General features: G+C 48.3%; 16 protein-coding genes. 8 read left to right on the forward strand and 8 right to left on the reverse strand.

Going from position 1 to position 20,498, the window contains the following annotated elements:
• The first annotated feature begins 39 nt into the window (after positions 1 to 39).
• The gene (locus tag Q4Q54_RS20600) at positions 40 to 2,073 is read left to right on the forward strand and encodes a TRAP transporter permease (RefSeq protein WP_311989443.1); all 2,034 of its coding nucleotides are present in this window, start codon (positions 40 to 42) and stop codon (positions 2,071 to 2,073) included.
• Between the two features lie 42 nt (positions 2,074 to 2,115).
• A complete protein-coding gene (locus Q4Q54_RS20605) occupies positions 2,116 to 2,541 on the forward strand; it encodes a DUF1850 domain-containing protein (RefSeq protein ID WP_063884211.1) in 426 nt (141 codons plus the stop codon).
• 27 nt (positions 2,542 to 2,568) lie between these two features.
• On the opposite strand, the gene Q4Q54_RS20610 is transcribed toward Q4Q54_RS20605, so the two are convergent.
• On the reverse strand, positions 2,569 to 3,552 hold the full coding sequence (locus tag Q4Q54_RS20610; protein ID WP_311989444.1) for a sensor domain-containing diguanylate cyclase: 984 nt from the start codon (positions 3,550 to 3,552) through the stop codon (positions 2,569 to 2,571).
• 18 nt (positions 3,553 to 3,570) lie between these two features.
• Positions 3,571 to 3,906: an FKBP-type peptidyl-prolyl cis-trans isomerase gene (locus Q4Q54_RS20615; RefSeq protein WP_011845636.1), complete on the reverse strand. Its 336-nt coding sequence runs from the start codon at positions 3,904 to 3,906 to the stop codon at positions 3,571 to 3,573.
• A gap of 232 nt (positions 3,907 to 4,138) precedes the next feature.
• Between Q4Q54_RS20615 and trxC the strand changes: the two genes are divergently transcribed.
• Positions 4,139 to 4,561 (forward strand): thioredoxin TrxC, encoded by a 423-nt coding sequence (gene trxC, locus Q4Q54_RS20620; RefSeq protein WP_311989445.1) that lies wholly within the window; start codon positions 4,139 to 4,141, stop codon positions 4,559 to 4,561.
• Between the two features lie 81 nt (positions 4,562 to 4,642).
• Here trxC and Q4Q54_RS20625 read toward each other — a convergent pair whose 3' ends face one another.
• A complete protein-coding gene (locus tag Q4Q54_RS20625) occupies positions 4,643 to 6,043 on the reverse strand; it encodes a DASS family sodium-coupled anion symporter (protein ID WP_311989446.1) in 1,401 nt (466 codons plus the stop codon).
• 930 nt (positions 6,044 to 6,973) lie between these two features.
• On the opposite strand from Q4Q54_RS20625, the gene Q4Q54_RS20630 reads away from it, so the two are divergent.
• Entirely contained in the window at positions 6,974 to 8,137 is a 1,164-nt protein-coding gene (locus Q4Q54_RS20630) for an MFS transporter (protein ID WP_107950353.1), read from the forward strand.
• A gap of 72 nt (positions 8,138 to 8,209) precedes the next feature.
• Here the strand turns inward: Q4Q54_RS20630 and Q4Q54_RS20635 are convergent, their stop codons facing one another.
• Genes Q4Q54_RS20635 through Q4Q54_RS20645 form a run of 3 tightly spaced genes read right to left on the reverse strand, consistent with a single transcriptional unit; the run spans position 8,210 to position 10,383 of the window.
• Positions 8,210 to 9,829, reverse strand: coding sequence for a PepSY-associated TM helix domain-containing protein (locus tag Q4Q54_RS20635; protein WP_311989447.1), 1,620 nt, complete (start codon positions 9,827 to 9,829; stop codon positions 8,210 to 8,212).
• Between the two features lie 5 nt (positions 9,830 to 9,834).
• Positions 9,835 to 10,125 (reverse strand): hypothetical protein, encoded by a 291-nt coding sequence (locus Q4Q54_RS20640; RefSeq protein ID WP_311989448.1) that lies wholly within the window; start codon positions 10,123 to 10,125, stop codon positions 9,835 to 9,837.
• A gap of 3 nt (positions 10,126 to 10,128) precedes the next feature.
• The gene (locus Q4Q54_RS20645) at positions 10,129 to 10,383 is read right to left on the reverse strand and encodes a hypothetical protein (protein WP_106648299.1); all 255 of its coding nucleotides are present in this window, start codon (positions 10,381 to 10,383) and stop codon (positions 10,129 to 10,131) included.
• Between the two features lie 321 nt (positions 10,384 to 10,704).
• Here Q4Q54_RS20645 and Q4Q54_RS20650 point away from each other — a divergent pair, with 321 nt between their 5' ends.
• The gene (locus tag Q4Q54_RS20650) at positions 10,705 to 11,592 is read left to right on the forward strand and encodes a prohibitin family protein (RefSeq protein ID WP_063884205.1); all 888 of its coding nucleotides are present in this window, start codon (positions 10,705 to 10,707) and stop codon (positions 11,590 to 11,592) included.
• Between the two features lie 115 nt (positions 11,593 to 11,707).
• On the opposite strand, the gene Q4Q54_RS20655 is transcribed toward Q4Q54_RS20650, so the two are convergent.
• Positions 11,708 to 13,204, reverse strand: a complete 1,497-nt coding sequence (locus tag Q4Q54_RS20655; protein WP_311989449.1) for an SO_0444 family Cu/Zn efflux transporter — start codon at positions 13,202 to 13,204, stop codon at positions 11,708 to 11,710.
• A 2-nt stretch (positions 13,205 to 13,206) separates the two neighbouring features.
• Positions 13,207 to 13,737, reverse strand: coding sequence for a Zn(2+)-responsive transcriptional regulator (zntR, locus tag Q4Q54_RS20660; protein WP_311989450.1), 531 nt, complete (start codon positions 13,735 to 13,737; stop codon positions 13,207 to 13,209).
• Between the two features lie 352 nt (positions 13,738 to 14,089).
• Between zntR and purH the strand changes: the two genes are divergently transcribed.
• From purH to Q4Q54_RS20675, 3 genes are all read left to right on the forward strand, one after another.
• Positions 14,090 to 15,688 (forward strand): bifunctional phosphoribosylaminoimidazolecarboxamide formyltransferase/IMP cyclohydrolase, encoded by a 1,599-nt coding sequence (purH, locus tag Q4Q54_RS20665; protein WP_311989451.1) that lies wholly within the window; start codon positions 14,090 to 14,092, stop codon positions 15,686 to 15,688.
• A 62-nt stretch (positions 15,689 to 15,750) separates the two neighbouring features.
• Positions 15,751 to 17,049, forward strand: coding sequence for a phosphoribosylamine--glycine ligase (purD, locus tag Q4Q54_RS20670; RefSeq protein ID WP_311989452.1), 1,299 nt, complete (start codon positions 15,751 to 15,753; stop codon positions 17,047 to 17,049).
• A 177-nt stretch (positions 17,050 to 17,226) separates the two neighbouring features.
• The gene (locus tag Q4Q54_RS20675) at positions 17,227 to 20,460 is read left to right on the forward strand and encodes an ImpA family metalloprotease (protein WP_311989453.1); all 3,234 of its coding nucleotides are present in this window, start codon (positions 17,227 to 17,229) and stop codon (positions 20,458 to 20,460) included.
• Positions 20,461 to 20,498 lie beyond the last annotated feature (38 nt).

Consider the following 20,498-nt stretch of genomic DNA (forward strand, 5'->3'; position numbering starts at 1 on the left):
ATATATCGCCCTCTGTAGTCTAATGCTGTGAGGCATAATATGAGTGATCCCCAACAAGGTCTCAGCGCTAATACAGGCGATTGGCCCAAGGCGCTGTTCTATACCGCCTTAATTTTTTCTATTTTTCAAATCATCACTGCCGCTTTTCATCCCGTGTCGACGCAAGTGCTGCGCGCGACCCATATTGGCTTTTTGCTGCTAGTGGTGTTTTTGAGTTATCCCGCCAGAGGTAAATCACAACCTTGGCAACCGCTCGCTTGGCTACTCGGTTTAGCGGGCATGGCAACGGCGGCTTATCAGTGGTATTTCGAAGCCGACTTAATTCAACGTTCTGGCGAGCTGACCGATGCGGACATGGTGATAGGTATCACTTTGATCGTATTGGTATTTGAAGCGGCGCGCCGAGTCATGGGCTGGGCACTACCGATTATCTGCGGCATCTTTTTGGCCTATGGCTTATTGGGTCAATACCTACCCGGCGATTTGATGCACCGCGGCTATGGCTTCGATCAAATCATCAACCAACTAGCCTTCGGCACCGAAGGCTTGTACGGCACACCAACCTATGTGTCGGCGACGTATATTTTCCTGTTTATTCTTTTCGGCTCCTTTCTAGAACAAGCCGGGATGATCCGTTTGTTTACCGACTTTGCCATGGGATTATTCGGCCACAAGCTTGGCGGCCCTGCTAAAGTCGCTGTGGTGTCATCGGCGTTAATGGGTACGATTACCGGCTCAGGAGTGGCAAACGTCGTCACCACAGGCCAATTTACGATTCCATTGATGAAACGATTTGGCTATCGCTCCGCCTTCGCCGGTGGCGTGGAAGCGACATCGAGTATGGGCAGCCAGATCATGCCGCCGATCATGGGCGCCGTGGCCTTTATCATGGCCGAAACCATTAACGTGCCCTTTATCGAGATCGCCAAAGCGGCATTGATCCCCGCGCTTCTTTATTTCTGCTCAGTATTCTGGATGGTGCACTTAGAGGCCAAACGCGCCAATCTTTGTGGCCTGCCAAAAGATCAATGCCCCGATCCTTGGGCGGCGATTAAAGAACGCTGGTATCTCCTTATCCCCTTGTTTATTTTGGTCTACTTGCTGTTTTCGGGCAGAACGCCGCTGTTCTCTGGCATGGTTGGTTTAGCTTTGACCTCGATAGTGATCTTAGGCTCGGCCATCGTCCTGCGGTTGTCTTCAATGGCAATGCGGATTGCCTTTTGGATTGCCCTTGGGGTGTTATGTGCTGGCTTCTTCCAACTAGGGATTGGAGTCGTGTTTGGGGTTATCGCCCTGCTAGTCGCCATTTGTTGGTTTATTAAGGGCGGCAAAGAAACCCTCACAGTTTGCTTACACGCGCTGGTTGAAGGCGCGCGTCATGCTGTGCCTGTGGGTATTGCCTGCGCCTTAGTGGGCGTGATTATCGGCATAGTGTCACTCACAGGGATTGCTTCAACCTTCGCGAGCTACATTCTCGCCGTTGGCCAAGACAACCTGTTCTTGTCACTCGTGTTGACTATGATCACTTGCCTAGTACTCGGCATGGGGATCCCGACGATTCCTAACTACATTATTACCAGCTCAATAGCCGCACCCGCATTGCTCGACCTAGGCGTACCGCTTATCGTCTCGCATATGTTTGTGTTCTATTTCGGCATCATGGCCGATCTCACCCCGCCCGTTGCCTTGGCCTGCTTTGCCGCAGCGCCGATTGCGAAGGAATCCGGACTTAAGATCAGTCTCTGGGCGATTCGTATTGCCATTGCTGGTTTTGTGATCCCCTTTATGGCGGTTTACGATCCAGCCTTGATGCTCCAAGGTGATAGCTTATTAGAGACGGGCTTTGTGGTGCTGAAGGCAACGGTCGGTATTGGTATTTGGGGCGTGATCTTTACCGGATATCTACTACAAAAACTCTATTGGTGGGAACGCGTTATCGGCTTCCTTGCGGGGGCAAGTTTGATCCTTGCGACGCCATTGAGCGATGAAATCGGCTTTGGACTCGCGCTGTTGTTTATCGTGCAGCACAGTTGGCGCGCGCGCAAACTCAAACGTCTGGCAGAGCAAGGATAACCCCTTGGGATTAGCCGTCGTTAATAAGTCTAAGGTAAAGCTATGCTAGGCCTATGTTTAGGCCTAGCAGGTACCCTGTGGGCGCAAGTGCCCACAGAGCACTTCACCTTGGCATGGAACCACACCATAGAGAAAATCCGCTGGGAGGAAGACTATCACGTCACGCCTCAAGGCTTAGTGCTAGTCGAAGCGCGAGTAAAAGGCACGGGGGCAGGCATGGAAATCCCAGATGATGCCTATCTTAAAAATGGCAGCTGGCATTATCGGCCCAAGTTACCCACTCTGCCCAAATTACGTTTAGGCCGTACACCCGAGGCGGGAGATTTTGAACTTTGTTTTGCGCAGGCTTCTGGCAAGGTGCAATGCCAAGCCATGAGTCATTGGATTGGTCAGCCGAACAAGCAAGATGCCGCCGTTGAGGTGTGGGGTTGTGAACAGGCAAATGTCGCGCCTATTGATGTTCGCTAAGCGAGTAAATGACGGGCGGGTTAAGGGTTAGCAATCATCAGCTTGCTGGTAAAAGCGATAGCCATTTTTACCTTGGTGTTTCACGCGATACATAGCAGCATCCGCGCGATCGCAGCTTTTGGCAAAACTATCACCATAGCTAAATATATCGATACCGATACTCAGGCCTATCTCCACGTCACAACCTTCAAGCAAAAAGCCCTGTCGATAAACATCGAGCAAAGACTGTGCGAGCATAGCTAAAGATTCAATATCGGAGGACGGCAGTATGATCACAAACTCATCGCCACCTAGCCGAGCGATCTTCGCTAACTCACCCGAGTGAGACACTAATGTATGCGCTACATGCACCAATAAATTGTCGCCAAACTTATGGCCGTGACGGTCATTTAAGGCTTTAAAACCATCCAGATCGATAAAGAATAATGCGCCGCGCATCTCAGGTTGCAAACACTCATCGAACGCTTTGGCTATGGCTTGGCGATTCATTAAGTTGGTGAGGGGATCGCTGTGCGCTAACAGTGCCAAATCCAGTTCGTAGCGTTTTTCTTGGGTGATATCGATATGACTGCCCATCATCCGCAGCGGCGTGCCATCGGCAAAACGTTCAACAATGCGCCCACGGTCAGACACCCAAGTGACGCTGCCATCTTTATGCAGCATTCTGTGTACTGCCTGATAGTAATCGGACTTGCCACTGACATGATCTTCAAAGGCTTTTATCACCCATGCTTTATCTTCTGGGTGTAACTTACTTTTCCAGATATCAACGTGGGCGGCTAATTCTTCAGGACTAAAACCGAGCATTTCGCCCCAGCGCATATTGAATATCGTTAAATTCCCGCTTGGAATATGCTGTTCCCACAGGCACAAGCCATTGCCATCGAGGGCGGCAAACAGTTTTTCTTCGGCACGACGATTCAACGCCGTTAACTGAGCGTTTTCACGTTTGAGCTGAGCAATTTCAGCCTGAAGTTGATTGATGTGTTCTGCTGCCGTATCCGATGCCACGAAAAATAATTTCCTTAATTAGTCTCGGGTCAGCACTTCTAATAGCTCAATTTCGAAGGTCAGATCCGAATTGGGTTTAATATGCGCACCCACTTGGCGCTCGCCATAGGCCAAATGAGCTGGCACTAACAACTTACGTTTACCACCGACTTTCATCCCCATAATGCCTTGATCCCAGCCTTTAATCACACGGCCAGTGCCAATCACACATTGAAATGCCTGACCGCGATCATAGGATGAATCAAATTGGGTACCATCCTGCAAAAAACCACGGTATTGGGTAGTGATCAGCGCGCCTTTTACCGCTTCTTTTCCTTCGCCCACTTGCAGATCGATTACTTCTAATTCGGTCATTTCTTCACTCTCTTTTCTTTTCGCACTTAGGGCGTGATATGTAACTTATGCCAGATTTTATCACCGACGACCACGCTTGTCGGCGCTATTGCAATATTTCTGCCGCTCGGTGCACTGCTTTATCCTTGAGAATAAGGTCATCATGGCCGATAACATTATCACTCCCCCTTTAAATAACCGTCCTTTAGCCCAATATATTAATAATATCGACGTTTTATTTTGGAGCTTAGCCATGATTATTGCCTGCCCCCATTGCGATACGTTAAACCGTGTTCCCGATGAGCGTTTAACCCAGCAACCTACTTGCGGTAAATGTAAGCTCAGTGTCTTTACGGCTGCGCCGATTGAACTCACAAGCGCGAACTTTGCCAACCATGCCAATAAATCTGATCTCCCCCTAGTCGTTGATTTTTGGGCTAACTGGTGTGGCCCATGCAAAAGCTTTGCTCCGGTGTTTTCCGCGGCGGCTAAGACGTGGGAGCCGCAATTTCGCTTCGGTAAAATCAACACTGAAGAACAGCAAGCCCTCGCGGCACAGTTTAATATTCGCTCGATTCCCACTCTTATGATTTTCAAGCAAGGGAAAATACTCGCGCAGCAAGCGGGGGCTTTACCTCAGTCAGCCTTAAATCAATGGTTAAAAAGCCATAGTTAACCGCAGGTAACTATTTCGCGCCCATAAAAATACCCAGACTCGCTGGGTATTTGGGTTTACTAAAATCTCAACCTACCGATATCAGACATCCCAAAAAACATGGGCGATAATGCCTAGCACTATCATGCTGATAAAGTTGACTATCATACCGACCCGCACCATTTCCGATTGTTTGATATGGCCTGAACCATAAACGATCGCATTGGGCGGCGTCGCCACTGGCAGCATAAAGGCGCAGGACGCGGCAATACCAATCAGCACAGATAACATCACAGGCGATACGCCTAATGCCTCGGCAATTGCCGCAAATACAGGCACTAACAGTGCGGCACTGGCGGTGTTACTGGCAAATTCTGTTAGCATCACCACAAAGGCAATCACAGCAAACACAAACAATGACATGTGCGTGCTGCCGAAAATATCTGTCATCCAGTGGGCTAAAAACACACTGGTGCCTGTGCTTTTCAACACTGCGCTTAGCGTTAAACCACCACCAAACAATATCAGCACACCCCAATCTGTGGTCGATTCAATCTTTTTCCAGCCGACTAAGCCTAAACCAGCGAGCAAAACAACTGCGCCTAACGCCACTATGGTATCGAACTGAGTGATGCCACCTAATGCTTTGGCTAATGGCACACTGAAAATCCAACAACATACTGTCGCGAGGAAGATAAGCAGGGTGAACTTACCTTGGAACGTCAACTGCTGCGCTTCAACTTGCACATCGAACTTGGCTGAAAGATCCGGCTTAAAATACCAATACAAGGCGATCAACATTAACGGCAACATGAGGATGACGGTCGGAATACCAAACTTGAGCCAATCACTAAAACTCAAGCCAACTTGCGCCGCAGCAATCGCATTCGGTGGACTGCCCACTAAAGTACCGATACCGCCTATGTTGGCCGAATAGGCAATCCCAAGCAGTAAAAACACATAAGTACTGTGGTATTTTTCGCGGTCTAGTTGCTGCAAAATCCCGAGTGCCAATGGCAGCATCATCGCCGTGGTGGCGGTATTGCTGATCCACATAGAGAGCAGTGCCGTCACCCCAAACAGCATAAAGCAAGCGATACTGAGTTTGCCCTTAGAGGCTAACAACAACTTTTGTGCGATTAAGGTATCAATCTTTTGATGGTGTAAGGCCGCTGCGAGTACGAAGCCACCGAAGAATAAATAGATGATAGGATTTGCAAAGCTACTCATCGCTTCTTTGGTTTCAAACACCCCAAAGAATACCGCGAGTATAGGCACGAGGATCGCGGTGATACTAATGTGGATCGCTTCGGTCAACCAAAGAATGCCAGCGAAAACCAGAATCGCCAGACCCGTGTTCACCCCTTGTTCAAAGGGTAAGCCGTAATAGAGTGCAAATAACAGCACAATATCCGCCGCTAGGATCAGCATTTTCTTTTTATCGAGCCCTTCGCTGACGGGAGCTTTGTGAGGTGGAACAGTGCTTGAATCTGTTGATGACATGGTTACAACCTTAATACCATTTTATTTTGACGCAAATTTAGGGCATAGATCACACTTGGCAAAGCGGTTTATTTTGTAATTTTGCCACTTAGCAACCACACATTCTGCCGACTAAAAGCCCAGAAAAACCTTAAGTGAGATAAAAATCACCCATTTCTGATCTAAAGCCATGTGCAAAACTTTCAAACGAGCAAAAATCACGCAAAAGCTTGATAAAGCTGTAATTGAATAAGTGTTTAAAACTGTGACGTGGATCATGCTTCACTTTAATACTAAGTGACAAACACTGAATTTAACCTTAAATAAAGTGGTTAACGCTAATTCAATCCTGTAACCACAGTTTTTGCCTATAAAACACCCATGAATGTATTTACCACTCTTTGCCCCCCCTCAAGCTGACTGCAATTTAAAGCGATAACGTAAACGAACATACCAATGACAGAATTGCAGCTGGCATCAACTCAGTTTTATATTTCACGAATAACTTTCATTTTTCGCATTTAAGATTTTGGTTTACATACTTAAAAACTTAAATGGCATGGTGACGGAAAGAAGATTTAACCTTTTAAATCTATCTGATAATGCGAAAGGACATCTGATTAGCTTCCCTGTAGAATTTGTGCAGGCGCTTACCACTTAACTCCAGCAAGTGCTCGATAACGTCTCCTAGTGGTTCCATCATTTATTTGATGCAAAACTGTGTAGAAATTAAAAATGTTTCAAACCATCAAAGCCGAAAACAACCCTAGAATCCTACTCAAATAAATAACATTTACAACTCAATATCCCTATGAATAATAAACACAAATATTATTCACCATCTCAGTCAATCTAACTCACTTTACCCCGCGAGCAATCCAACCTAGAGTCGCGACCGTATTATCGTCTCCTGTTCATTTTTTACCTATTTTGGTACCGCTTGTGGAAAATATGCTGTCAGCTCAACCCAATCAAAAGCCAGGGCTGTTTGTGCCTGTGGCAGGACTCAGCCTATTTGCTTTAGCGTCAGGCTACTTGATGAGTTTGATCCCACTCTCGCTCACTTACTTTGATCTAAGCCTTGATCTTGCGCCTTGGCTGGCGAGTATTTTCTACCTTGGCTTATTACTAGGTGCACCTTGTATTGCACCGATTGTCAGCCGCATAGGTCACAGTAAGGCCTTTATTTTGTTCTTAAATATCTTACTGTGTAGCGTTGTGGTAATGGTATTACTGCCACAGAGCAGTGTTTGGCTAGTATCACGCCTGATTGCAGGCTTGGCTGTTGCAGGGATTTTTGTGGTGGTCGAGTCTTGGTTACTTATGGCCGACACCCAAAAACAACGGGCAAAACGCTTAGGCTTATATATGACCGCCCTCTACGGTGGCACTGCCATTGGGCAACTTGCCGTAGATTATTTAGGCACCACGGGTAATTTACCCTACTTGGTAGTAATAGGTTTGTTGGCAGCGGCAAGCTTACCTGCACTGTTAGTTAAACGCGGCCAACCGCAGTCCAGTGAACAACACGCTATTGCCCTTTCCGACCTTAAAACCTTAAGTAAACCTGCCATTGTCGGCTGTTTAGTCTCAGGATTATTACTCGGTCCCATCTACGGTTTATTGCCTGTTTATGTGTCGCGGGACATGGGTTTTGCCCAGCAGACGGGGCAATTTATGGCGCTGATCATTATGGGCGGCATGATAGTTCAACCCTTAGTGAGCTATTTATCCCCGCGTGTTGAAAAGAGTGTGTTGATGACAGCCTTTTGCTTAGTGGGTGCGGCGGCGCTGTTGTTACTGATACAAACATCGCTTGTGGGATTATGGTTAGGTTTTGTGTTACTCGGTGCCTGCGCCTTTGCTCTTTATCCCATCGCCATCAGTCTGGCGTGCGATCATTTACCCAGCAGCCAAATCGTCTCCGCCACTCAGATTATGTTGCTCAGTTATTCTGTGGGTTCGGTTATTGGTCCGGTTGCCGCCAGTCGTTTTGATGATGTAGAACATGGCTTACCGCTCTACTTAGCAGCAAGCTTTTTAGTCACGGTTTGCTATCTAAGCGCGCACTTACTCGCCCGAAGCAAAGCCCGTCTACCCACAGCGAAGGCTTAGCCCTGAGCCGTTAATGCTAAGTCTCTACACCCTGTGAATAACAATGGGCGCCGATAACGGCGCCCATTGTTATTATGATGTTTGCTGGGTTAATTCTGCCACTGGCACTGTGGCGGGAATGGCCCAGACACTGTCCTGCGGCCCATTAAGCACCCGATGGCGAGTCAGCCTGTAACCATAAAAGAACACTCCACTAAAGGCTAACGCCACCAGATCGACGCCTAACGTTGCCGCAGAATAAGGCGCCCATAAGCCTAAACTTGGCACGATTAACGCAACTAAAGACGTGATTGGCATCGCCAATGTAGCCAAGCCGCACAAAGGCAAAATCAGCAGCGCCGCCTTAGCAGCACCACGCCAAAAGGCGTAAACCACCAGCAAGCCAAACACCAGATAATACAGCCACAAATAGACGTGGTTAATATTGCTCACATGCACATATAACCATTTACCCAACAACATACTTATCGTTAAAGCGGCAACCGAGCCTAAGCAAATCCCCACCGTGGCGCTCGCCATTAATCGGCAAGCACGGGTTTGCTCGCTCGCCTGCTTTTTACGGCGTTTTTCCAGCCACAGCAAATTACCACTATAAAATAAAAAAGCACCGCTCAAACCTAGGAAAAAATACACCCAACGCCCGAGATCGCCCCCATAACTACCAAAATGTAATCCAAAGAATACCGCAACGGTTCTGGCCCAAATCCCCTTGTCGCTTTGATCAATCGTGCTATTGGTCACCTTAAGACTATAAGGATGCAGGTATAAGAAATCGGTAACGGGTCCACGCATAAAACCATTGGGGTTATATAACCCCAAGCGCAGAGTCGCACGGGGATTATTCAAGTTCATAAAGGTCATTTCATTCACTTGATAATCGGGGGCGATTTGCTGCACCTTGGCTAACACAGTGGTGACCTTTGGCAAATCGGCTAGTGTATAGGGCGTTTTGTCCGGTGCCGATTGAGCAAATAATGGTTTTTCACCATAAACCATATGCTTAAGCCCATCGTAAAGCTGATCATGGAAAGCAAACACAATCACAGTTACACATATCACTAGATGAAATGGCAGGCTGGTAATGCCCACTAAATTATGGGCATCGAGCCAGAAACGACTCTCACCTTTATCTTTACGCAGGGCGAAAAAACTTTTGGTGAACGTTGGCAGTAAAAAAATCACCCCAGAAACCAATGCCAAGAAGTATAAAACGGCGGCTATCCCCAACACATAGGCACCCGCTTGATCGTGACCGACTTCGCCGGCAATCCCCGCGGTGCGGTGTAATTGGTCAATCAGCTCAGCCAACTCGCTTGGTGTACTTAGTTGGGTGACTAATTGCCCCTGCTCGTCAAGGCTGGCATGCCAAAGCTGGTGACTCATGCTGAGTTCACGTTCCGAGCCCTGCTGATACCAAGTCATCGGCGATTGATGCTCATCATTTAAGTGCAAACTAAAACCGGTTTTGGCCTTATCATCCTGCGCTAACACTTGCGCGACTAAGTCATCCAGCTTCTCGGTGGGCACTTGAGGCAAGGTCAGGGCTGGCGGCATTGACCAAGCGTCAATCGCCCCCTTAAACATAGTGAGCGAGCCGGCATAAAAGCCGATAAACAATACGATTCCGGCGATGATACCAGTCCAAATATGGATAGACTGATACACACGTAACACATCACTGCGAACTTTCATCCTTGTCACCTAAAGGTATATAACACTATATAAGTCAAAACGTTAAACAAGCCCAAGTAGCCGATTGCCCTGAGTCCGGTTTTAAACATAAAGCTAAAACTTAAGATCAATAACCAGATAGGCGTAATCAGCCACATGTTGAACTGCACTTTAGTATCGACATCGATGCCGCCTGGGCCAAACCAGGCAAATAACCCCACCAATCCAAGTGCTAAAGTAAATCCTAAAATCAATCCAGCCAGTGATTTAGTCCACCAGTCAGGTTGCAATTTATCCTGTTCAGCTAAACGTGCCATGAGTTATTTCCGACCGAAAAGTGAGATAAAAGGCACTAACCCCATCAATAACATCAACAGGGCTAACCAAATAAAAATTGCGGCGCTAAGGGTAAAGAGGCTAAGCCAACCGATAAGACTGACAAAGGCAACACCGTAAGCGAGTAACCGCCAAGGCCGCTTAGGAAGGGAGCTTGCAAATAGTTTTTGCTGCTTATTCGTTAAATAAAATAACAAGCAGGCCAGAAGCGTCGACAACAGGAATATAAGTTGCAACACGGGATGTTATCCTCTCACTACAAAGCGTTAGCATTCGAGTCCATTTTCCTATGCTTGCTGTATATCATGTAAAAGATAAGCACATGAAAGCAATGGAAGAATTTTAATTTCGGGACTCTAGCCTTGGTGATAATAATTCGCAATAAGATTTACACTGTAAGGATGGTTTATGGTATTCAAATCACAAATAGGCAACACTTCTGCCTTGTCATTGCCAGTTGTTAACCATTAAGATACATTTCGCGTTAATAGTCTTGTCCCAAGATAAACAATCCGATTCACCCTCAAGCTCATTACTATGACATCAGCAAAGGAAGCTAAATGATTAAAAATGAATTCAATCTGCCGAGCTCAATTGGCCTCAGCAAAATTATCCCCATTGTTATTCTATTAATCCTCTTTATTTCCTTATTTGGCAGTTGGTATACAGTTGACCAAGGTGAACGTGGCGTACTGCTGCGCAACGGTAAAGTTATCGGTACAGCAGAACCTGGGCTTGGTTTTAAAATCCCACTGATAGACACTGTGGTGAAGATTTCGACCCAAACACACACCACCAGTTATACCTCGCTGCAAGCCTATAGCCGCGATCAACAACCTGCGACACTTAACGCATCGGTGACATTTAGCGTACCGCCAGACCGCGTCGAAGAAGTGTATGCTAACTTCAAGAGTATCGATGCCATGGTCACGCGTTTGCTCGACAGACAAGTGCCGACTCAGGTCGAAAACATCTTCGGTAAATACACGGCGATTTCTGTGGTACAAGAGCGGATCAAGTTCGGTATCGATGTGACCAGCGCGATCACTAACTCGATCAAAGGTCCGGTGGAAATCAACTCAGTGCAGATTGAGAATATCGACTTTTCCAACGCCTATGAAAAATCCGTCGAAGACAGAATGCGCGCCGAAGTAGAAGTGCAAACTCAACTGCAGAATCTAGAAAAAGAACGCGTCAGCGCGCAAATCGCCGTCACCCAAGCGCAAGCACAGGCCGACTCGCAATTAGCCCGCGCCAAGGCTGAAGCCGAAAGTATTCGCATTAAAGGTGATGCAGAAGCCTCTGCAATTAAAAGCCGCGCCGAAGCACTGGCACAAAATCAAAACTTAGTTGAATTAACTAAAGCGGAAAAGTGGGACGGTAAACTACCGACAACCATGCTACCGACAGGCACTCTGCCCTTTATCGATGTGAAAAAAGGCAACTAAGCTTGGGTTTAGCTCGAGCAAAAGCATAAATCGACAATAAAAAATCCCAGTGTTAGCCCTAACACTGGGATTTTTCGTTATTCGCTCGATAATTACTGAGCGGAATATGAGCTGATTAAGAACAGCAATCGTTGCGGCGGATCCAGCTTCGAGGGATCTTTTCAAACACCACTTTTGCCATGAGTAACGCCAGCACTATGCCAGAGGTTGCCACTAACCACTGAGGTAACATTTGGTGCTGCTCACCAATCTGTGGCATCACCACAAAGCCAAAGCTATCCACCAGATAATTGACCAATATACCTGCGACTAAGGCCACGCCGATCACGCCGCCCAAGTATCCCCACAACGCACGTTTGCCTAACTCTTTAGCCACCACACCTAATGTCGCGATATTGGTCGCAGGGCCCGCCATCATAAACACTAAAACGGCTCCCGGTGACACGCCAGCCAATAATAGTCCGGCTGCAATCGGTGTCGATGCCGTGGCGCAGATATACATAGGCACAGAGACCAACACCATGACTAACATAGCTAAGATACCGTTGCCCCATTGTGCTAAAAAGTCTGCGGGGACATAAGTTTGCACCAGTGCCGCGAAGAATAAACCCACCAGCAACCACAAGGTAGTGTCACGCACTAAATCCGTTGCCGCATATTTAAGACCAATACCGACGCGGCTTAATACAGATTGTGATTTTAACTCAGTCGCCATATCTTGAGTCGAGGCGCAGCAGCTATCCGCTTCACCTTGGGTTTGAGAACCATGGCCGTGAGCACTGTGATCATGTGTTCCAGACTCGGCTTTATTTGAAGTACCGCAACAGGCACCTTTTTTCACCACAAGGATTGTCTCAGGGGTGACAGATTCAGCTGTTTTACTAGCGCAGCAGGAAGCTGTTTTCTCAGCTTTTATCACACCGACGTTCGCAACACTGCCGCCATGAACCGTCATTAAGCTAGACGTTGCAGCCACAGGCGTCATTTTGATCGCACTCTTAGGCTCAGTCTTCTGCTCAGTATGACTTTCATTGCCGCAGCAGGATGCAGCCGCTTTAACAGGCGCTAAAGTTGGCTCTTTAGTTGATGAGCAACAGCTTTTAACCGGTTCAGCTTTAACAGCTTGAGACTGAGTAGCAGATTTCGACGCACAGCGGGCCGCCACGGGTACGTCGCTAGCTGACTTGGACTCTGACTTAACCGCAGGCTTGCCATCGTCGTCATCGCGGCCAACGAGTAAACCAGCCACAATCGCACTGGTAATCGCTGCAATCGGTCTGACGATCGCCATAAAGGGGCCGAGTAACACGTAGGAAACGGCGATTGAATCGACGCCTGTTTCTGGCGTCGACACTAAAAAGGAGGTCGTTGCCGCTTTAGAGGCACCAGAACGGCGTAACCCTACCGCCGCAGGAATCACGCCACAAGAACACAAAGGTAATGGTGCACCGAGCAGCGCCGCCTTCACCACAGTTTTAAAACCGTGACCGCCGAGCTGCTTTTGCATCCACACCATTGGTACGAATACTTTTAATAGCCCAGCCAGGATCAGGCCTAATAACAACCAAGGCGCCGAGTCTAAAAACAGATCGATAAAATTCTTCAGTAACATAATTAATTCCCTGACTCATCATGGATTGTTTTGCCGTGAGTATGCTGGTGCGACTCATTTTGATGTGCTTTATGCTGATGCGTTTCGTGCTGATTTCCATCATGAGAATGATGCTCAACGCGTACCCGCTCAGTACTGGATTCCAACGCCTCTAAAATCGAGCAATGTTCGGCGCTGCGCGGCCCGCCACAACAGGCATCGGACAGACTTTGTAAACTGGTTTGAAAATGATTCAGCTCGGCGATTTTGGCCTTCACTTGGGCCAATTTAATATCAACCATACCCTTCACATCGGCGCAGACGCGATTAGATTTATCAAGTTCGATTGAAAGCAATTCACTGATTTCATTGAGGGTAAAACCCACGGCCTTCGCCCGTAAGATAAAACGCAGTCGCGCGGCATCGGCCTCGGTATACACTCGATAGCCTGACTCGGTACGGCTCGACGGCGCGAGCAGACCGTGCTTCTCGTAAAATCTCAACGTGTCGGCTTTCACCTCACACAAATCCGCCAGTTCACCAATACGATACATGTCTTCATCCTTTGCGAAATCGCGCCCAACTCAGGGGGAGTTTCCAGCATACAGCTCAATAATGCGAGTATAAACCTTGGAGCCTACTCCAAGGTCAAGGGGTAATTCATACTTTACATAAAGTCGGCCGAGTCACGTCACTTTGTTCTGATATGAATATTGTGAAATCACGCAGAAAAAACACCCGTAAATGCAGTTTTACGGTAGAATACGCGCGCCGTGATGAAGGGATAAAAAGTTAGCTAATAAAGTAAAAATAGGACCAAGGGACTTTTGGAAAGCAGTGCAGCACTAAGGCTGTTCTGTTTTCCGAAAGATCCTTGAAACTAAAATAACTGGACCCTGTACCCAAATGACTGCTGCAAATAATGCCAGACCCATTCGTCGCGCGCTGTTAAGCGTTTCAGATAAAACCGGAATTCTCGAGTTCGCCAAAGCACTTCACGCCCAAGGTGTGGAGCTGTTATCAACTGGCGGCACCGCTCGCCTGTTAGCGGATAACGGCGTGCCTGTTATCGAAGTATCTGATTACACAGGACACCCTGAGATCATGGACGGTCGTGTTAAGACGCTGCACCCTAAAGTGCACGGCGGCATTTTGGCGCGCCGCGGTCTTGATGAAAGCGTTATGGCCGACAACAATATCAATGCCATCGATCTGGTTGCGGTTAACCTTTATCCTTTCGCTGAAACTGTTGCTAAAGCCGGTTGTACCTTAGAGGACGCTATCGAAAATATCGATATTGGCGGCCCAACTATGGTGCGCGCAGCGGCAAAAAACCACAAAGACGTCACCATAGTCGTTAATGCCGCCGATTACTCACGCGTACTGGCAGAAATGACGGCTAACAATGGCAGCACGACCCATGCGACGCGTTTCGACTTAGCGATTGCAGCCTTTGAGCACACTGCGGGTTACGATGGCATGATCGCCAACTACTTCGGCACTATGGTTCCTGCGCATAGCACGGACGAATGCTTTGCTGATTCTAAGTTCCCACGCACGTTCAACACCCAATTAGTGAAGAAGCAAGACTTACGCTATGGCGAAAACAGCCATCAAGCGGCGGCCTTCTATGTCGACACTAAAATTGATGAAGCCTCTGTGGCGACCGCAATTCAGTTGCAAGGCAAAGCGTTGTCTTACAACAACATTGCCGATACCGATGCCGCCCTTGAGTGCGTAAAAGAATTCTTGGAACCCGCCTGCGTTATCGTTAAACACGCTAACCCATGTGGTGTGGCCTTAGGTAAAGACTTGCTCGATGCCTATAACCGCGCTTATCAAACTGACCCAACGTCAGCCTTCGGTGGCATTATCGCCTTCAACGGCGAGTTAGATGCCGCGACGGCGAGCGCTATCGTTGAGCGTCAATTCGTTGAAGTGATTATCGCCCCAAGCGTCAGCCAAGCGGCCCGCGATGTGGTGGCGAAAAAGACCAACGTGCGTTTATTGGAATGTGGTCAGTGGAACACTAAAACCCAAACCTTAGACTACAAACGCGTTAACGGCGGCTTGTTAGTACAAGATCGCGACCAAGGCATGGTCGGTTTAGAAGACATCAAAGTGGTCTCTAAACGTCAACCAACTGCAAACGAACTGAAAGACTTAATGTTCTGCTGGAAAGTAGCGAAATTCGTTAAATCTAACGCCATCGTTTATGCCAAAGACGGCATGACTATCGGTGTCGGCGCAGGCCAAATGAGCCGCGTTTACAGCGCTAAAATCGCTGGCATCAAGGCCGCCGACGAAGGTTTAGAAGTAGTGAACTCTGTGATGGCATCCGATGCTTTCTTCCCCTTCCGTGACGGTATCGATGCCGCTGCGGCTGCGGGCATTAGCTGCATCATCCAACCGGGTGGCTCAATGCGCGATGCTGAAATCATCGCCGCAGCAGACGAGCACGGCATGGCCATGGTGATGACGGGCATGCGCCACTTCCGTCACTAATCAGTAGATTCTAGGTCCTAGATTCTAGGGCCTTATCCATTTCGATTCATGGGAGCTTTACAATGAAAGTATTAGTTATTGGTGGCGGCGGTCGCGAACATGCCCTAGCGTGGAAAGCTGCACAATCGGCTCAAGTTGAAACTGTCTATGTTGCGCCAGGCAATGCGGGCACAGCCCTAGAACCTAATGTTGAAAATCTGGCGATCAGCGCCACCGATATTCCTGCTCTGCTCGATTTTGCGAAAACCCATAAAATTGAACTGACTATAGTCGGCCCAGAAGCGCCATTAGTGATGGGCGTAGTTGATGCATTCAATGCCGCAGGTTTACCGATTTTTGGCCCAACTAAGGCGGCAGCTCAGCTCGAAGGTTCAAAAGCCTTCACTAAGGACTTTTTAGCCCGCCACAATATTCCAACTGCGGGTTACAAAAACTGCACCGAAATCAGCGACGCTAAAGCCTTCGTGCGTGAATTAACGGCCACAACAGGTTATCCAGTGGTCATCAAAGCTGACGGTTTGGCCGCAGGTAAAGGCGTGATTATCGCCCAAGACCAAGCTGAAGCCGATGCGGCGATTGATGACATGCTCGCAGGCAACAAGTTTGGCGATGCGGGTTCACGCGTGGTCATTGAAGAATTCCTGAAAGGCGAAGAAGCCAGCTTCATCGTCATGGTCGATGGCAAAAACATTCTGCCAATGGCGACCAGCCAAGATCATAAAGCCCGCGATAACGGCGACTATGGTCCAAACACGGGTGGTATGGGCGCTTACTCGCCAGCACCTGTGGTGACTCAAGCGGTACACGATTGGACTGTGGCAAACGTAATTCGCCCAACGGTTGATGGCATGGCCGCAGAAGGCAATATCTACACAGGCTTTTTGTATGCTGGTTTGATGATCTCTCCAGACGGCAGCGCCAAAGTACTTGAATACAACTGTCGCTTTGGCGATCCAGAAACTCAGCCAATCATGATGCGTTTAAAGTCTGACTTAGTGGAACTGTGTTTAGCCGCCACCCGTGGCGAGTTAGATAAAGTGACAGCTGAATACGACGAGCGCGCAGCCGTTGGCGTGGTATTAGCCGCTGGCGGTTATCCAGATGAGTATCGCAAGTTTGATGTGATTGACGGTCTCAGCCTTGGTGATAACAATGGCAAAGTCTTCCATGCTGGCACTGAGATGAAAGACGGCCACGTAGTCACCAACGGCGGGCGCGTACTCTGCGCGACTGCACTGGGTAACACAGTGACCGAAGCGCAAAAAGCGGCTTATAAATTGGTTGATGAAATCCACTGGGATGATGTGTATTTCCGCACCGATATTGGTTACCGTGCTATTGCACGTGAGCAGCAAGACTAATTGCTAGGCGCGTTAAAAAACCGGCCAGAAGCCGGTTTTTTTGTGCCTGAATTTTGACGAGCGTCAAATATAACGTCATGATTTTCAATAAAATTATATAATTAATTCTATTGAAAATTGGAGCAACGAGATACAATGTCAACCAAATGTTAAATACCTAAATATCAAGGACTCCCCATGAGGATTAGACTGCTGTGCGCCTCCATCGCCATACTGCTTAGCGGATGCGGTGGCGGCTCAGAAGATGCTGGCACGACCACACCACCGACTCAGCCGCCAGTCCAACCTCCCGCGCCGGTGCAATACATTGCTAGTAGTGTGTCAGCAAATGGCGGAGCCTTAGATCCAAGCAGTCAAAAAGTGGAGTCGGGTAAAAGCGCTATTTTTAGCATCACTGCCGATATTGGCTTTACACTCGAAGGCATTACTGGCTGTGGTGGCACGCTCAATGCGCTAACTTACACCACGGCGGCAATAACGGCGGATTGCACTATCACGCCGACATTTATTGCTAACGCCGAAAATGCCATTAAGCATCAAGACCACAGGCTTGCCAGTGCGAGTGAGTTAATTGATTTCAGCATCGCCGAACTCACTAATATCGACATCGAACGTAAAGCCCAGATAAATCAGCTATATCAAGGTGTCGGTAGCAGCGTCTCTTGGCATCCGACTCACGACTCAATTACCTTCTCGAGCTTTATGCCAGAGAACACTTTTACTGTCTTGCCATCGAATGTCGATGGCAGTGGTGCAAGCGCGGTTCGCGGCTTAGTCATGGCGGGCGAGCAACAAGGGCAAAGATATGCGGCCATGGGAGGAAATCTCTTTTCCGTCAACACCTCAGCTCAAACCGATACTTTGCTGAAAAATCTTTTAGGCTGGCTGACCAAAGGCGCCGATAAAACCGACGACCTCAACATAGTCACCACCCAAATGCCGAGCAAAGCCGACAGTTGGTATTTTCCCCATAACGAGGGTATTCGTACTTGGCTTGCAAACAACTACCCCGCTGCCCATAACATTAATGCGGCAAACACTTGTGACTACAGCGAGCTAAGCAACTGTATCGATACACTTAAGCCCGATGTGATAGTGATAAGTGACATAGACCGTCAATCCTTGGGTTTTGCCGGCATTAAAGCTGCTATCGCTAAGGCAAAAGCGGCGGGTATTCCCTTGTTGCTCTCAAACTACTGGCGTAATCAAAGCCCAATGCTATCGCCGCTTTACCTTGAAATGGGGCTTTCAACCTCAGGTAATTATTGGTCAAAGCTCAATGCCAACGACCTCAATGTGACTGATATTTTGGCCGAAGATACAGCTCTGACCAAGGTAAATAACCTACTCGGCAAGCTCAATGAAGCAAGCTTCGATACCTCAGTGCTTAACGACTGCACAGGCAATTATCTCAGCTGCAATGCTGCCGCCTTTGTTGACTCGTTCAAAGCGGGCGCAGATTGGTATCGCAGCAATGCCGAAACCTTAGATAACAACGCAATTGATGTGTTTACCAAGGCAGACTTCCCCTTGATGAAGGCTGGACTGCTGCTTGCAGATAAATATCGCAGCGAGATTGACTACCCCATAGCCTACAGCGAGTTCGCTCAATGGCAGCGGGCACTATTTGCCGATTGGACCGTCAGCTATGCCCGTAGCCATAACTTAGCCCAGCCAGATTTAGGTGAATATGTTACCGACAGAGCTAACCTCAGCAAGGGCAGCAATGCACACTACGTTTACCCTGCAACGGTTTCAGAGCGTAAAATCATTAGCGTGCCCTATGCGGGCCAATGGACGACCACGGGCTGGTATGCACTGCCAGGTCAAACCATCAAACTCACTCGTCTCGATAGCAGCGCTGCGAATGTGGAGATCAAACTCAACTACCATAGACGCAATACTAACCGTGCCTATGAGCAGAAAATCTACCGCGGCCCCTTGGAACTGGCCCAGCAACGCCTGCGCTTAGCACAAGGGCAAAGTATTGAGTTTTCCTCACCCTACGGCGGGCCGATTTATCTATACATCAATGGTGAGGTTTCGGGTGGTAATGGCGCGTTAAGTGTTGATGTCAATGCTGAGCATGTGGCAAAACATCCGACCATTATGGATTTCTCCAATCCGGTTGAAATCGCAGCCTTTAACGATCGCATTCAAAATACTGAATTACCCCATGTGGACTTGCGCACCGATGGCGCTGAGCAGCATCTGCGTCGCGACCGCTTTTTAAACGCCATCGGCGGCAATGTGCCCGATGTCAACGCGCTACTCAAAAGTATTGTCGATGACCATATAAATAGCGTTTACACCTTAGCTGGCCTTAAGATCCAAGGAAAGAGTTTAACTGAGTCCTTACCCGCCGATGTGCTCGCCGCCTGTAAAGGACTGTTTGGCGACGACTGTATAGACAATAATCTGCATACCCGCACTATTATTCAACACGCTAACTATGATCAAAATGCCCACTGCGGCGCCGGTTGTAGCGGAAATCCATGGGATGCGGCATGGAATATCGACCCAACGGGTTGGGGCGATAACCATGAGTTAGGCCACAATCTGCAAACTAACCGCCTCAATGTGCAATATGCCACTGCGGCTAATAGCGACAACTGGACAGGCTATGCCAGCCGCGCCGGAGAAAACTCCAATAACATCTTCCCCTATGTGGTGAAGTGGAAAACCCATTATCTGCGCGATAATAATACCGATACGGTTACTGATGGCCACATGAACCATAAAGATCTCTTCTATGTGTTTATGTCCGATGCTGCGGGCACAACAGATACCAGCGGTAAGCGCGTAGTGTTTGGCGCTAACTGTAAAGTGCTCGATGCAGGTGAAGACAGATACACAGCGCCTTGGGCCAGCAATGCATATGCTGTGCATAACGGCTATCGCATGTCGTTTTATATCCAAATGGCACTAAAGGCCCACGGCATGATGCTGAGCGATGGCACCATGCTGAACAATGGCTTTAATCTCTTTACCTTGCTGTATCAACACAGTCGTATTTTTGGCAAATATGCCAATAACGCCAGTGATTGGGAAGCGAACCGCAGCAAACTGGGCTTTGACCAATTTCCGTTTGACGGCAATAGTGTTTACGGCGGCAAAACCGTGAAAGATATTCCCGGCAACGACTTTATGTTGGTGTCTTTGAGTCAGCTCACAGGCAAAGATTGGCGTAATCATTTTGATATGCTGGGTCTGCGCTACTCAAGCCTTGCAGCAGCGCAAACAGTCGCTAATGCGACCTCGGGTACTATGCCCATGGGCATGTATGAGCTAGAAACCGACTTGCCGCCAGCGAACATGAGCCAAGGTTTAACCTTTGTGCCATTGTCACTCGCTGATGGTACTACACAATGGAAAGGTACGGGTTCGCCAACCCAGTGCACTAAACCATAAGTGCGCTAAGCCTTAATCAGACTAAGCGACTAACGCAA

Source organism: Shewanella sp. SP2S2-4 (genome assembly GCF_031932025.1).
In the GTDB taxonomy this organism is placed as follows: Bacteria; Pseudomonadota; Gammaproteobacteria; order Enterobacterales; family Shewanellaceae; genus Shewanella; species Shewanella baltica.

Bases quoted from the DNA above. Each gene is read 5' to 3' on its own strand.
- zntR (WP_311989450.1), bottom strand. From the start codon at position 13,737: ATGTATCGTATTGGTGAACTGGCGGATTTGTGTGAGGTGAAAGCCGAC.
- Q4Q54_RS20640 (WP_311989448.1), bottom strand. From the start codon at position 10,125: ATGGCACGTTTAGCTGAACAGGATAAATTGCAACCTGACTGGTGGACT.
- Q4Q54_RS20650 (WP_063884205.1), top strand. From the start codon at position 10,705: ATGATTAAAAATGAATTCAATCTGCCGAGCTCAATTGGCCTCAGCAAA.
- Q4Q54_RS20615 (WP_011845636.1), bottom strand. From the start codon at position 3,906: ATGACCGAATTAGAAGTAATCGATCTGCAAGTGGGCGAAGGAAAAGAA.
- Q4Q54_RS20605 (WP_063884211.1), top strand. From the start codon at position 2,116: ATGCTAGGCCTATGTTTAGGCCTAGCAGGTACCCTGTGGGCGCAAGTG.
- trxC (WP_311989445.1), top strand. From the start codon at position 4,139: ATGATTATTGCCTGCCCCCATTGCGATACGTTAAACCGTGTTCCCGAT.
- purD (WP_311989452.1), top strand. From the start codon at position 15,751: ATGAAAGTATTAGTTATTGGTGGCGGCGGTCGCGAACATGCCCTAGCG.
- Q4Q54_RS20635 (WP_311989447.1), bottom strand. From the start codon at position 9,829: ATGAAAGTTCGCAGTGATGTGTTACGTGTGTATCAGTCTATCCATATT.
- Q4Q54_RS20600 (WP_311989443.1), top strand. From the start codon at position 40: ATGAGTGATCCCCAACAAGGTCTCAGCGCTAATACAGGCGATTGGCCC.
- Q4Q54_RS20625 (WP_311989446.1), bottom strand. From the start codon at position 6,043: ATGTCATCAACAGATTCAAGCACTGTTCCACCTCACAAAGCTCCCGTC.
- Q4Q54_RS20630 (WP_107950353.1), top strand. From the start codon at position 6,974: ATGCTGTCAGCTCAACCCAATCAAAAGCCAGGGCTGTTTGTGCCTGTG.
- Q4Q54_RS20655 (WP_311989449.1), bottom strand. From the start codon at position 13,204: ATGTTACTGAAGAATTTTATCGATCTGTTTTTAGACTCGGCGCCTTGG.
- purH (WP_311989451.1), top strand. From the start codon at position 14,090: ATGACTGCTGCAAATAATGCCAGACCCATTCGTCGCGCGCTGTTAAGC.
- Q4Q54_RS20675 (WP_311989453.1), top strand. From the start codon at position 17,227: ATGAGGATTAGACTGCTGTGCGCCTCCATCGCCATACTGCTTAGCGGA.